Consider the following 14,694-nt stretch of genomic DNA (forward strand, 5'->3'; position numbering starts at 1 on the left):
AGGGGAGCGGATGAACGGAACCATCCGAGCATTTTTAAACTTCCGGCACGAGCAAATCGAAATCAAACGTTCCGCGGGACCGTTACAATGGCACAAGACTTCGAGAAGGAGAGGGATTCCCGCATGCAACAGCTGCTGAAACGGCGCGCGTTCCGATGGTCGGCCGCGACCGTCTGCGGCGCGCTGGCGTTGTCGGCCGTCGTGGCTGCGTCGCCGTGGCGCGAAGAGCCGGAGGCAAGTTATACGCTTCCCGAGGGGTTCGAATACGACTCCGACCCGGATTACTATACCGAGAAATATCGCCCGCAGTACCACTTATCGCCGGAAACCGCCAACATGAGCGATCCGAACGGCATGGTGTATTTCGAGGGCGAATACCACCAGATGTACCAGCGCAGCGGGCAGTGGGGACACGCGATCAGCAAAGATTTGCTTCACTGGGAGCATCGGCCGCTCGCGCTGCCGAAGGACGAGCTCGGCGACATCTGGTCGGGCAGCGCCGTCGTCGATCGGCACGATACGACCGGCTTCTTCGGCGGAAAGCCCGGACTGGTGGCGATTTTTACGCATTTCAAGAACGGCCTGCAATCTCAAAGCATCGCGTATAGCGCGGACAAAGGAAGGACGTGGACGAAATACGAGGGCAATCCCGTCATTCCGAACCCGGGCGTAAAGGATTTTCGCGATCCTAAGGTGTTCTGGCACGAGGCGAGCGGCAAGTGGGTCATGATCGTGTCGGTCGACAAGAAGGTGTGGTTTTATCGTTCGCCGGATTTGAAGCGATGGGAATGGACCGGGGAATTCGGCCCCGGACACGGCTCGCACGCCGCGGTCTGGGAATGCCCGGATTTGTTCGAGCTGCCGATCGAGGGAACGTCGGAGAAGCGCTGGGTGCTGACCGTCAGCCTCGGCAACAACACGCAGACGAAGGGCTCCAAGGCGCAGTACTTCGTCGGTACCTTTGACGGCAACACCTTCAAGAACGATAACCTGCCGGCCGTGAAGCTTTGGACCGATCATGGCAAGGATTTCTACGCGGCCATCTCGTATTCCGATATCCCCGAGGAAGACGGACGCCGCATCTGGCTCGGCTGGATGTCGAACTGGCGGTACCCGTTCGCGATGCCGACCGGCGTATGGAAGGGCAACATGAGCATCCCGCGCGAGCTGCGGCTGCGGGACGTTCCCGGCGAAGGCCTGCGGCTCGTGCAAGAGCCGATCGAGGAGCTGAAGCGGCTGCGCGGCGAAGGGAAGACGCTGAAGAACGTGAAGCTGAAGGCCGGAGAGAACCCGTTCGAAGCGCTGCGAGGCGCTTCTTTCGAGACGGAAGCGACGTTCCGGGCGGAAGCCGGATCCGGCGGCGTCTTCGGCTTCAAGGTGCGCACCGGCGAGGAGCAGGAGACGGTTATCGGCTACGACGCCGCCGCGCAGGAGCTGTTCCTCGATCGCACGCGATCCGGGGAAGCAAGCTTCGAGGCGAATTTCGCCGAGCGAATGACGGCGCCGCTGCCGCTTCGCGGAGGCACGCTCAAGCTGCGGGTGTTCGTGGACGACACGACGGTGGAGGTGTTCGCGAACGACGGAGAGGCGGTCATGAGCGCCATCATCTTCCCGGACCCGCTGAGCCGCGGGCTGGAGCTGTTCGCCGACGCAAGCGCGTCCGGCGTCGTCGTCGAGCGGGCTGCGTTCTATCCCATGCGCACGGTGTGGCGGGACGAGGACCCGGACGACGAGCGGCCGCGACGCATTCTGGTCAGCCATACCATCCTGCATCTGAAGGAAGAAGAAGCCGTGCCGCTGCGTTCGGCGGTATTGCCGCACGCGGCGGATCAGGGCATCGAGTGGACGTCGACCGATCCGGCGATCGTCGACGTGCAGCCGAACGAAGACGGCGGGATCGTCGCGACGGGGAAGCTCGAGGGGAGCGCCGAGCTGCTCGCGAGGACGGCGGACGGAACGGTCGAGCGGTCGATCAACGTCTTCGTCGAAGGCGAGTGAGATCCGAGCATATCGCAAGCCGCGAACCGAGCGAATCGAAATCCATCGCGACATCGATTTGTTATAACTTAACTAACTAAAGCAACGCGGGGGTTGAACGTGAAGACGAAATCGACATGGAGGATGACGGCCGCGGCGCTCGCGCTTCTGACCGCCGTCGCGACGACCGCGATTACGGTGCTGGCGTTCGAGGAGCGGCCGCGGGTCGCGGCGGCCATTCCGACGTACGCGGAGCCGGCGCCGTCGCCGGCGTCGACGTCGGCAGAGCGAGCGGGAAGCGTCACGCTCCGGGCGGACGACGCGACCGGCGCGACGACGGCGGAGCGCCTGGCGGAATGGGAAGGACGGACCGACGTGCTGCGCTGGGAAGAAGGCGACGCGATCGAATGGGAGGCGGACGTCATGGAGGCGGGAAGCTACGAGCTGGCCTTCGCGTACTATCCGCTGGAAGGCAACGGCCAAGACATCGAATACGAGCTATATATCGACGGTCAGGGGGTCTCGGCCGACAACGAACCGTTCCGGATGAACCGGGTATGGCGCGACGAGATCGACGAAAGCGGCGAGCCGAAGCAGAGCCGCGGCAACGATCTCAGACCGCGGCAGATCGAGCAGCGGGTGTGGCTCGAGACGAAGGCGGCGCTTCCGGGAAGCCGAGGCGGCGCTTACGTCGCGTCGCTCGCGGCGGGGAAGCACCGCATTCGGATCGAGAACGTGCGGGAGGCCGCCGCGGTGGAAGCCCTGACGCTGTCGCCGGCGAAGTCACTAGCGTCTTACGAGGAATATCGACGCAACATCTCCGCGGGCGAAGCGGGAGAGGCGCGCGGGGACGGAGAGGCTATCGAAGCGCGCGCGCCTGACGACGCCTTCGTAATGGTCCAAGGGGAGCACGCGTACCTGAAATCCTCCGCCGGCATCTTCCCGACGATGGATCGAAGCAGCCCGCTGACGACGCCGTACCATCCGGTGAAGCTGCGGCTCAACACGATCGGCGGCAGCAACTGGGATACGCCGGGACAGTGGATCAGCTGGCAGCTCGAGGTGCCGGAGACCGGCTGGTACAAACTGGGGCTTCGTTATCGCCAGCACGAGGTCAAGGGCGCCTTCGTCACGCGAACGATCTACGTCGACGGGGAAATCCCGTTCGCCGAGCTGGAGCGGGTGCGGTTCCCGTACAGGCTGCCATGGGCGGTGAAGGAGCTCGGCGAAGAGACGGGGGAGCCGTACCTGTTCTATCTCGACCGAGGGAAGCACGAGATTAAACTCGAGGTGACGCTCGGCGACATGGCGGAGCCGCTGCGGCAGGCGAACGGCATCGTCGCCGAGCTTCAAGGGCTGTACCGGCAGATCGTAATGATTACCGGCGTACGCCCGGACCCGTACCGCGATTACGAGCTGGAGAAGGCGATTCCCGAGCTGCTGCCCTCCTTCGAAGCGTTGAAAGGGCGGATGGAGGAAGAGGCGGATCGGCTGGTCGCGCTGGCGGACGGAGGCAACCCGGGCACCCGGGCGCTGACGCTGCTTACCCGGCAGCTGGAGGATTTCCTGGATCGCCCGGATACGATTCCGAAGCGGCTGGACAGCTACAAGACGAATATGACCGGTCTGGCGGATTGGATGCTGAGCGTAAGCTCTCAGCCGCTGGAGATCGATTACCTGTACCTCGCGGCGGCGGACCGGAAGAAGCCGCGCGGCGAAGCGAACGGACTGGAGCGGGGCGCGCACGAGCTGCGGGCGTTCGTCGGCTCCTTCTTCGAGAATTACAATGCGTTGGGCGACGAGGGCGCCGGGAACTCGATCGAGGTCTGGACCGGCCTGGGCCGGGATCAGGCATACGTGGCCAAGCGCCTGATCGACGAAACGTTCACGCCGGAGACCGGCATCGAGGTCGACTTCAACCTCGTCGAGAACTCGCTCGTCGTCGCGGTCATGGCCGGCGAGGGGCCGGACGTGAACCTGCTCACGAGCCGAGGCGACGCGATGAATCTCGCGATCCGCGGCGCGCTCGTTCCCTTGGACGAGAAGGAAGGCTTCGAAGCGCTGCAGGAGCAATACATGCCCTCCGCGTTCGTGCCGTACCGGTACGAGGGGAACACGTACGCGGTGCCCGACGAGCAGGAATTCTTCATGATGTTTACCCGCGAAGACATTCTTTCCGAGCTCGGCGTCGACCCGCCGCAGACGTGGGAGGAGCTGCTCGAGATCGCGCCGTTGCTGCAAATCCGCAATATGCAGATCGGGCTGCCGTACGAGAACTTGGACGCGTTCCAGCTGCTCGCCCGCGGCATCGGCTCGCTGAACCTGTTCCCGTCGCTGCTCATGCAGCACGGCGGCGGCCTGTATAACGAGAGCTTAAGCGCGACGCGCTTCGACGAGCCGGGGGCTTTCAAGGCGTTCAAACTATGGACGGATTTCTACATGCTGTTCGACTATCCGTTGTACAAGGACGATTTCAATCGCTTCCGCACGGGCGAGATGCCGATCGTCATCTCCAGCTACAAGCTGTACAACCGGCTCGCGAAGGCCGCTCCGGAAATCGCGGGCACGTGGCGGATGGCGCCGATGCCGGGCGTCGAACGACCGGACGGCGGCATCGATCGGACGGCGGGCGCGACGGGGACGGCGGGGATTATTTTGCAAAAGGCGGCGGATAAACCGGAAGCATGGACGTTCCTCCGATGGTGGAACCAACCGGAGATACAGAGCCGGTTCGTCAAGGAGCTGGAGAACGAGCTGGGCGTCCTGGGGCGGCGCAGCCCGGCGAACCGGGAAGCGTTCGAGTCCAGCAACTGGAGCCGGGCGGAGCAAGCCGCGCTGCTCGAGCAGTGGCGACAGGTCGAGGAAATTCCGGAGCTCCCCGGCGGCTATTACACGTCGCGAAACATCGACAATGCGTTCCGGGACGTCGTGTTCTCGATGGAGCATCCGAGAGAAAGCCTGTTTTACTGGAACAAGCAAATCAACGAAGAAATCGAGCGCAAGCGGTACGAATTCGGGGTGGGTGATTAGATGAAGGCGGCTGTCGCGGCGCTGAAGCGTCATCGAGAAAGCTACTTGCTGCTAACGCCGTACATGATTTTCTTTCTACTGTTTACGATTTTGCCGGTCATCCTGTCCGTCGTCATGGGCTTCACTTATTACAACCTGATCGAACCGCCGAGATTTATCGGCTGGTACAACTATATCCGGTTATTCCTCGACGACGACATCTTCATCATCGCGCTGAAGAATACGATGCTGTTCGCGTTCGTCACAGGGCCGATCAGCTACGCGCTGAGCTTCGTCGTCGCTTGGATCATCAACGATCTAGGGCGGACGCTGCGGGCGATCGCCACCGTTCTCTTCTACATCCCGACGATTATCGGGGTGTCGGTGTATCCGATGTGGCGCCTCATCTTCAGTCCCGACGCGTACGGGTATTTGAACGGCTTTCTGATGAAGTGGGGGCTGCTGCAGGAGCCCGTCGCTTGGCTGATCGATCAGAACCAGCTGCTCGTCATTCTGATTATCGTCCAGCTCTGGATGAGCATGGGCATCAGCTTCCTGGCATTCGTCGCGGGGCTGCAGACGGTGGATCGCAGCCTGTACGAGGCGGGCGTGATGGACGGGATCGACAATCGGTTTCAAGAGCTGTGGTATATCACCTTGCCTTCCATGATCCCGCAGCTGGTGTTCGGCGCCGTCATGCAGATCGTCATCTCGTTCAGCGTCGCGGACGTCTCGATTCAGCTCGCCGGCTTCCCGAGCACGGAATATGCCGGGGAGACGATGGTGACGCACATTATGGACTACGGCAGCATCCGTTACGAGATGGGATACGCTTCTTCGCTCGCGGTCGTCCTGTTCGCGATGATGGTCGGGACGAACCGAATCGTGACGAAGCTGCTCCACAAAGTAGGTATTTAGCATTTAACGGGAAGGAGGGGGCGCCTATGTTCTCCTTGACTAGAAAGAAAGCCGGTATCCATGCAAGGCGCTCGTTGACCGGAAATATCGCGGTGTTCGGCTTTGTCGCCGTCCTTGGACTTTTCTCCGCGCTTCCCTTTATTTTCGCCGTCATTACCTCGTTCAAGCCGATCGACGAGCTGCTGCAATTCCCGCCGCGGTTCGTCGTCGTCCGGCCGACGCTCGAGAATTATCTGGACCTGTTCCAGCTCGCCTCGAACATGTGGGTGCCGCTGTTCCGGTACGTATTCAACACGACGTTCGTGGCGGTCGTCGGCACGGCGCTGCACGTCCTCTTCGCCTCGATGGCGGCGTACCCGCTCGCGAAGCACCGGTTCCCGGGCAAACGCGTGATGTTCTCGGTCATCGTTATGGCGCTGATGTTCGTGCCGCAGGTCACGTTCATCCCGCAGTTCGTGCTGCTGTCGAAGCTGGGCCTCGTCGATACGTACGCCGCTCTGGTGCTGCCGTGGATCGGCGCCTCGCTGGGCCTGTTCCTCATGAAGCAGTTCATCGAGCAGCTGCCGGACGCCATTCTGGAAGCGGCCCGCATCGACGGCGCGAGCGAATTCACGACGTTCTTCCGCGTGGTGTGGCCGAATACGATGCCCGCTACGTTGACCGTGGTCATTTTCCAGTTCATCAATCTTTGGAATTACTCGCCCAAGGAGCTTGTCTACAGCGAGTCGGCGAAGGTGTTCCGCATGGCGCTCGAGCAGATCGTCGCGGGCGATCCCGTCGCCCGTATGGGCGCGGGGGCGGCCGCTTCGGTCATCCTGATGCTTCCGCCGATACTCGTCTTCGTCGCGCTTCAGCGCAAGGTCGTGGAGACGATGACGTTCGCGGGCATCAAGTAGGGGAGGAGAGGCATGACATGAGATTCAGACACGCGTTCGTCGCCGCCGCCATGCTTCCCTGGCCCGCTGGCGGCGGCGCGTCCGCCGCGCTGGCGGACGCGCCGTATCAGGCGTACGTCTACAACGAATGGAACGAATCGAAAGCGTCGCCGAACGGCTACGTGCCGGAGCGCGTCGTTACCGGCCTCGAAGCGGGCGCCGGGCATTTCAACGAGCCGCAGGACTTGTTCGCGGACGGCGAAGGCGCCGTCTACGTGGCGGACACCGGGAACGACCGAATCGTGAAGCTGGATGCGTCGCTTCGGGCGTCCGGCGTCATCGAATCGCTGGAATGGAACGGGCGGCCGACGGCGCTGTCCGAACCGACCGGGATCTTCGTCGCGGAGGACGGGACCTTATACGTCGCCGATCATGGGAACGGCCGCGTGCTGCGGGCGAACGCGACGGGCCGAGTCGAGCTCGTCTTGGAGCAGCCGAAGCATCCGCTCATTCCGGAGGACTTCGTCTTTAAGCCGAAGAAGGTCGCGGCGGACGCCGCAGGCCGCATGTACGTGCTGTCGGAGGGCCAGTTCTTCGGGCTCATGCAATTCGACCGCGACGGCGCGTTCCTCGGTTACTTCGGGAGCAACAAGGTCGAAGTCACGCCGGCCGTCGTGCTCGAGACGTTCTGGAAGAGCGTGCTGACGAAGGAGCAGCGGGAGGGCATGATCAAGCTGCTGCCGATCGAATATTCCAATCTCGACATGGGAGCGGACGGCTTCGTGTACACGACGACGATCGTCTCGGCAAATTCCCGGCAGGAAATCAAGAAGCTGAACCCGCTAGGAAACAACGTGATGACCGGACGGGACGGCGAAAACGACTTCGGCGATAAGGAAATTCCGCTGTCGAAGACGGTGAAGCTGGATACGTCGTTCATCGACGTCGCGATCGACGCGGACGGCTTCATCGCCGGACTCGACCGTACGAGAGGCCGCGTGTTCGAGTACGACCGCGAGGGCAATCCGACGTCGGTGTTCGGCGCCCTCGGGCAGCAGGCCGGTACGTTCCTCCAACCGTCGGCCGTCGAGTACTGGAACGATTCCGTGCTCGTGCTCGACGCGGGCAAGCGGAACGTGACGCGCTTCGTTCGATCGGAGTACGGCCGGTTGGTACGAGAGGCGACCGTGCTTTACAACGAGGGCTTGTACGAAGAGGCGGCGGACGTATGGGCGGAAGCGAGCAAGCGCAACGTGCATAACGAGATGGCCTACATCGGCATGGCCAAGTCGCTCGAGAAGCAGGAGCGGTACGAGGAAGCGATGCGCTATTACCGCCTAGGCACCGATCGGTCGGGTTATTCCGACACGTTCGCCTTCCTTCGCATCGACGCCGTCCGAGCGTCCCTGCCGTTCGTCATGACGGCGCTGCTCGTTTTCGTCTTCGGCTATTACGGCTTCAAAATCATCCGATTCGCTAGATCGGTCAAGGGAAGGGGGCGAGCGCATGGCGCAAGTCAAGGACCAAGCTCAGGTCCGGGTTCGACACCGGGTCCGACGAAATCCGCGTAAGGACGCCGTTCATTTGTTCCAGTGCTTGCTCCATCCCTTCGCGGCCTTCTACGGAGTGAAGGAGGAGGGGAAGGGCTCGCCGGTCGGTTCCGCCTTCATCCTGATCGTCTTCTTCTTCTCCGCCGTCATGGAGCGCCAAAACACCGGGTACCCGTTTAACTATAACGACCTTAGCGATCTGAACGTATGGTTGATCGGCGCCAAGACGTTCGGGCTGTTCGCCCTCTGGGTCGTCGGCAACTGGGCGGTCGCCACGTGGATGGACGGGGAAGGCAAGGCGGCGCAAATCGTCGTCGTCAGCGCCTACGCGATCGTTCCTTACGTCGCGTCGGCGATCGTCACGACGCTGCTCAGTAACGTGCTGCTGCGCGAGGAGGGCGTATTCCTAGACTACCTTACGGTCGTCGGCTGCCTGTGGAGCGGGACGCTGATGCTTATCGGCCTTCAGACGATCCACGATTACGGCTTCGTCCGCAACCTGCAGTCGATGGCGCTTACCGCCATGGCCATGGGGATCATCGTGTTCCTCGGCATGCTGTTCTATACGTTGTTCCAGCAAACGTATTTGTTCGTCTACACGATCTATAACGAGGCATTGTTCCGATGGTAACGGCGTGCATGATCGCATCGGCATCGAGAGGAGGGGACAGCCGTGAGGAATAAAAGAAGCCGCAATATATGGGCCGCCGCGACGGTTGCCGCGCTGCTGGCCGCGACGGTCGCCGGGCTCGGCGGCGTCCGGGGACATCCGGCCGCCGTCGCCGCGCAAGCCGTACCGCCGGTCACGAGCGCGCGGGCGGCGGAGACGTCGCGGCTGACGCTGGATTTCGATCCGCGCACCGCCGAGGTCGTCGTCACGGACGTATCGTCGGGCGCCGTCTGGTCGAGCAATCCGATCGACCGGGAAACCGACGGGATCGCCAAGGGCGTCAAGAAGCAGGATTTGCACGCGCAGTTGCTGCTCGACTATATCGATCCGCTGGGCAAGCCGTTCCAGCTGAACAGCTATATCGGCAGCGTGCAGGAGGGAGCGTTCACTTGGAAGCAAATCGACGGCGGGGTCGAAGTGCTCTACGAATTTCCGAAGGCGGGCTTCGCTATTCCCGTCTCTTACCGAGTCGAGGGGGACGCCTTCGTCGCGACGATCGACGCGGCGCGGATCGAGCAACGCGACAAGTACCGGTTGGTGAACATCTATCTCGTTCCGTTCTTCGGCGCGGGCGGCTTGACCGACGAAGGCTATTTGTTCGTGCCGGACGGGAGCGGGGCGCTGATTCGTTTCAATAATGACACGAGTATCTATCGGAGCTATAACGAGCGGGTGTACGGCGGCGATCAGGCGATCGCGTCGGCCGAGCGCTCCCGCTTGACGGAGGCGGTTCGGCTGCCGGTGTTCGGCATGAAACGGAATGACGAAGCGTTCCTCGCGGTGATTCACCAAGGCGCTTACCAAGCCGGCATCCTCGCCGAAAGCAGCCGCAAGAGCAATCAATACAATACCGTGTCCAGCTATTTGAATCTAACGGAATTCCAGACAGATGTCTTGATGGCCGGAAGCCTCAATGAAAAATCGGTCGTCCGTCCGTCCGCCGCGGAGACCGGCAACGTACCGTTCGAGGTTCGATTCTACTTCTTGAACGGCGATGACGCGGATTACGCCGGCATGGCGTCGCGGTACCGACGATATCTCGAGGAAGAGCAGGGCGTGAAGCCTCGCGCGACGGCCGTCGGCGGCGACGGCGAGACCGGGAACGCGGCCGGAGCGGCGCCGCTCCTCGTCGAGCTCGTCGGCGGCGTGAAGAAGCGGGAGACGTTCCTCGGCATTCCGTACCGAACGGTCGATGCGCTTACCTCTTACCAAGAGGCGGAAGACATCGTCGACCGGCTGCGCGGCGCGGGGCTGACGTCCCTCGCGGTGCGCTACGAAGGATGGATGGCCGGGGGGCTGCGGGACGAGGTGCCGACGGCGCTGCGAGCGGAATCGAAGCTGGGCGGCGCCAGAGGCTTCAAGGCGCTGGTCGAGGCCATGCACGACAAGGGTATAGCCTTCTATCCCGTCGTCGACCCGGTGCAGCTGTACGAGAACGGCAACGGCTTCCACAAATTCTTCGATGCGGCCAAGAACATCAGCCGTGCGCCGGCCCTGCAGCATGCTTATCGAGTCAGCAACGGAACGAAGGATCCGTCGGTAAAGCCGTGGTACCTCATGAAGCCCGAATCGGTGCGGGAGGCCGTCGATCGGTTCTCCGGCGCCGCCGAGGACGGCGGGCTGCGGCGCGCGGCGCTGCAGAGCATCGACTCGATGGTGTATTCCGACTTCCGGCGCGACATGCTGGCGAAGAACGAAACCGGCCGCATCTGGGAAGCGAGTCTCGCGGAAGCCGCCGCGAAGCTCGAAGGGCTGTCGTTCGACGACGCGAACGCGTATGCGTTCCCTTACGCCGAGAGCGTTGCGAACGTGCCGTTGCAAGCGAGCGGGTTCGACGTCGAGGACGAATCGATTCCGTTCTATAGTATGGCGATCAGCGGGCTGATACCGGCCTACGGCGAACCCATCAATCTTAAGGCGGATCCGAGGCGATACCTGCTGAAGCTCATCGAGACGGGAACGATGCCGACGTATCGCTTCATCGCGAAGGACGGCAGCCGATTGATCGGAACCGACGTCGACGATCTGTACAGCGGCGACTTCGACCTCTGGTTCGAGGACGTCGCCGCGCAGGCGAAGGCACTGAGCGAGGCGCTCGCTCCGGCGCTGGGACAGCCGATCGTCGAGCACGAAAGACTGCGGGAAGGCGTCTATCGAACGACGTTCGCGAACGGCGTAACGACGGTCGTCAATGATTCGGGAGAGGAGGTGAGCGTCGATGGCGAACGAATCGATCCTTACGGATACCGGGTCCGCTAACCCGGGAACGCAGCGAGGACCGAGTCCGAACCCGAACCCGCGCTCGATCGGTCTCGTCGCTAGGCTGCGGCTGATGTCCTACGAGAAGAAGAAGCAGCTGTACGGACTGCTGTTCGTGCTTCCCTGGATCGTCGGGTTCCTGTTCTTCTTCGCGAGCCCGCTCGTCGCCTCCTTGCAGTATTCGTTCCAGAACCCGGAATTGACGCCGCAAGGCCTGCAAGGCCGCTTCGTCGGCTGGGAGAACTATCATTACGCGATCTTCCGCGATCCGGCGTTCGTCCGCGAGGCCGTCAATTCCTTCGTCAACATGATTTACAGCGTGCCGCTCATTCTGGTGTACAGCTTATTCGTGGCCGTGCTGCTGAAGAACGAATTCCGGGGGCGCGGCTTGATGCGGGCGATCTCGTTCTTGCCGGTCATCATCGCTTCGGGCGTGTTGATGCAGATTCTGAAAGAAGACGTCTTCTCCCAAGGCTTAAGGGGCGGCGTCGAAACCGTCTATCTGTTCAGCGGCGCGGGCATTGACGGCGTGTTGACCGAACTGGGCTTCGGCGCGGGACTCATCGAGGTGTTCAACAACGTCATCGCCCGGATTTTCGACCTGACATGGCGTTCCGGGGTGCAGGTGCTGCTCTTCCTGGCCGGCTTGCACGCGATTTCCGGCGATTTGTACGAAGCGTCGGCGGTCGAGGGGGCGCGGGGATGGGAACAGTTTTGGAAAATCACGCTGCCGATGCTGACGCCGATCATGCTGCTCAATGTGGTGTATACGATTATCGACACGTTCACCGATTACGGGAACGGCGTCATCCTCATGATCTACAACGCGGCGTTCTCGCAGGTCCGATTCGGCTACAGCAGCGCGCTCGCTTGGCTGTATTGCCTCGGCATCGGCTTGCTGCTCGGCGGGCTTTACCTTCTGCTGAGACGGCGAAGCGCCAACTTACAAGAGTAAGGAAAGGAGCGAATCGACTTGTCTGCGATGCTCGCGACCTATTGGAACAAAAGACTGCGCGGATCGTCGGTCGCGTTCCTGCGCGCCGCCGTATTGATCGTGCTCGCGTATCAGCTGCTTTACCCGCTGCTGTATATGCTGAGCATGTCGCTGCGCCGGCCCGAGGAGGCGATGGACCCCAGCGTCATATGGATTCCCAAGACCCTGACCCTCTCGAATTTCGTCGACGCACTGCGCGTGATGGATTTCTGGGACGCCCTCGCGAACAGCCTGTACATCGGCATCGGCTGCGGCTTGCTCGACGTGATGTCCTGCGCCTTCGTCGCCTACGGCTTCGCCAGGTTCCGCTTCCCGTTCGCGAAGACGCTGTTCGCGCTCGTCATCCTGACGCTGATGGTGCCGGTGCAGACGATTATCCTCCCGCTGTACGCGGACATGAAATACTTCGACGCCTTCGGTCTGCTCGGCCTATTCTCGGCCATGACGGGAGGTCCGGATTCGATCAGTTTGGTCGGCAATTATTCCGCATTTTACCTGCCGTCGCTGTTCGCCATGGGATTACGTTCGGGACTGTACATCTTTATCTTCCGACAGTTCTTCTCGACCATGCCGAGGGAGCTCGAGGACGCGGCCTATGTAGATGGGTACGGTCCGTTCAAGACGTTCTTCTTCATCATGCTGCCCAACGCGAAGAACGCGATGATTACGGTGTTTCTGTTCTCCTTCGTCTGGCATTGGAACGAATATTACTTGTCGAATCTGATGCTCGGCAACGGAAAGAAAAATTTCGCCATCGCGCTGTCGTCGCTCCGAGTCGATCTCGAGTCGGTCGTGAACGTGCAGACGATCAGCGATCCGCTGGCGGTCGTCACGCGCATCCAGGCGGGAGCGCTGCTTGCGATCGTACCGTTAGTACTGCTGTATTTGGTCACCCAACGATTTTTCACGGACAGTATCGAGAACGTGGGGATTAAGTAAGAACGCTGCGGCGGGGAACCGATAAAGGAGGCGATGCAAGCCGGGCTACAACCGGGTATGGGGACAATGTCGCGCGAATGGCATAAGGGAGTCATTTTACCATTTATATTTTTAGGAGGAACTTAGACATGAAGACAAGACGAACGGGTTTGGCGATGCTGCTGGCGGCGGTCATGAGCGTGACGCTCCTCGCGGGCTGCAGCGGCGGCGGAACGGAAACCGCGGCGAGCGAGCCGGCGGCGACGACGAACGAAACGCCGGCGGCGGAAGCGACGACGGGCGAAGCGGCCGCGGAAGAGACAAAGCTGGCGGACGGGAACATCACGATTCTGTACCATACGTCCAAGGAGCAGTACGACGAGAATAAAGCGAACAATCCGGAAGCGTACGACGCGGTATACGAGACGATTCCGCAATTCGAATCGACGTACGGCGGCAAGGTGACGGTCATCGCCGTGCCGTGGGGCGACCAGAAGCCGACCCTCATCTCGATGGTCAACGCGGGCGATCAAGTCGACGTGGCGCAGGCGAACGACCAGAACTTCCCGGTGTACCCGCTGAAGAAAATCGTGCAGCCGATCGATCCGTACGTCGACGTGAGCGATTCGCTCTGGAACGGCGCGGTGACGAACACGTTCACGTTCGGCGGCAAGCCGTACGCCGTCGGCACGTCGGCCGCTCCGATCGTGATGTATTACAACAAGACGTTGTTCGAGAACAACGGGGTGAAGACGCCGTCCGAATACTACGCGGAGGGCAGCTGGAACTGGGAGACGTTCCGCCAGGTCGCCATGGAGCTGACGATGGATACGGACGGCGACGGCAAGAACGATCAATTCGGCTTCGGTTGGTGGGACGCCGGCTACCCGCTGTACGTCGCGTCGAACGGCAAGACGATTATGTCCTTTAATGAAGACGGTTCCATAACGACGAATTACGAGACCGAGAACGTCAAGGAAGCGATGCAGTTCGCGCAGGACGCGCTCCTCAAGGATAAGTTCATCGACGCGGAGAAGGAGGGCGACTACTTCATCGGCGAGTTCAAGAACGGGAAGCTCGCGATGACGGCCGAGTACGGCTTCGCCGGGTTCAACGTCTTCAAGAGCGACTACGAGATCGACTTCGTGCCGGTGCCGACGGGTCCGAAGGGGACGACGGACGCGGGTCCGGGCGGATTGTCCGGTTGGTCCATTCCGACGGCTTCCAAGAATCCGGAAGGCGCGGCGGCGTTCATTCAGATGATGTCGGAAAACGAAGCGTCTCACGCGCTGGAACACAACGCGAACAATTTCAGCCAAGAACGCGTAGACCTGATGAACAAGCTGGCGGGCAACATCCTGTTCACGCCGATCGGCGTCGAGAAGTACTGGGACGCGAACGGCGCCGCGATGACGGGTATCAAGGACGGCACGCCGGTCGGCACGTTCGCGACGAATGCGAAGAACCTGCTTGAGGAAGGCATCAACATTACGCTGACGCAATAAGAAGCAGTCTTTGGAGGAG

At 61.5% G+C, this 14,694-nt stretch carries 10 protein-coding genes; all 10 read left to right on the forward strand.

Annotation, left to right across the window (positions count from 1 at the left end; genetic code table 11):
- Nucleotides 1-123 precede the first annotated feature (123 nt).
- Nucleotides 124-1,998 carry a GH32 C-terminal domain-containing protein gene (locus RIN49_RS08945; RefSeq protein ID WP_309119830.1) on the forward strand — a complete coding sequence of 625 codons (1,875 nt, stop codon included), beginning with the start codon at nt 124-126 and terminating at the stop codon, nt 1,996-1,998.
- 99 nt (nt 1,999-2,097) lie between these two features.
- Nucleotides 2,098-5,007 (forward strand): extracellular solute-binding protein, encoded by a 2,910-nt coding sequence (locus tag RIN49_RS08950; RefSeq protein ID WP_309119831.1) that lies wholly within the window; start codon nt 2,098-2,100, stop codon nt 5,005-5,007.
- Nucleotides 5,008-5,904 (forward strand): carbohydrate ABC transporter permease, encoded by an 897-nt coding sequence (locus RIN49_RS08955; protein ID WP_309119832.1) that lies wholly within the window; start codon nt 5,008-5,010, stop codon nt 5,902-5,904.
- A 26-nt stretch (nt 5,905-5,930) separates the two neighbouring features.
- Nucleotides 5,931-6,800 (forward strand): carbohydrate ABC transporter permease, encoded by an 870-nt coding sequence (locus RIN49_RS08960; protein WP_309119833.1) that lies wholly within the window; start codon nt 5,931-5,933, stop codon nt 6,798-6,800.
- Between the two features lie 17 nt (nt 6,801-6,817).
- Nucleotides 6,818-8,350, forward strand: coding sequence for a hypothetical protein (locus tag RIN49_RS08965; protein ID WP_309119834.1), 1,533 nt, complete (start codon nt 6,818-6,820; stop codon nt 8,348-8,350).
- Nucleotides 8,286-8,960 (forward strand): Yip1 family protein, encoded by a 675-nt coding sequence (locus tag RIN49_RS08970; RefSeq protein WP_309119835.1) that lies wholly within the window; start codon nt 8,286-8,288, stop codon nt 8,958-8,960. The genes RIN49_RS08965 and RIN49_RS08970 overlap by 65 nt, the downstream gene beginning before the upstream one ends.
- Before the next feature lie 42 nt (nt 8,961-9,002).
- Nucleotides 9,003-11,258 (forward strand): DUF5696 domain-containing protein, encoded by a 2,256-nt coding sequence (locus RIN49_RS08975; RefSeq protein WP_309119836.1) that lies wholly within the window; start codon nt 9,003-9,005, stop codon nt 11,256-11,258.
- Nucleotides 11,218-12,213: a carbohydrate ABC transporter permease gene (locus RIN49_RS08980; protein ID WP_309119837.1), complete on the forward strand. Its 996-nt coding sequence runs from the start codon at nt 11,218-11,220 to the stop codon at nt 12,211-12,213. The genes RIN49_RS08975 and RIN49_RS08980 overlap by 41 nt, the downstream gene beginning before the upstream one ends.
- Before the next feature lie 27 nt (nt 12,214-12,240).
- Entirely contained in the window at nt 12,241-13,191 is a 951-nt protein-coding gene (locus tag RIN49_RS08985; protein ID WP_309120058.1) for a carbohydrate ABC transporter permease, read from the forward strand.
- A gap of 128 nt (nt 13,192-13,319) precedes the next feature.
- On the forward strand, nt 13,320-14,675 hold the full coding sequence (locus tag RIN49_RS08990; protein WP_309119838.1) for an ABC transporter substrate-binding protein: 1,356 nt from the start codon (nt 13,320-13,322) through the stop codon (nt 14,673-14,675).
- Nucleotides 14,676-14,694: the final 19 nt, after the last annotated feature.

It is taken from the genome of Paenibacillus sp. (genome assembly GCF_031177825.1).
Classification (GTDB): domain Bacteria; phylum Bacillota; class Bacilli; order Paenibacillales; family YIM-B00363; genus Paenibacillus_AE.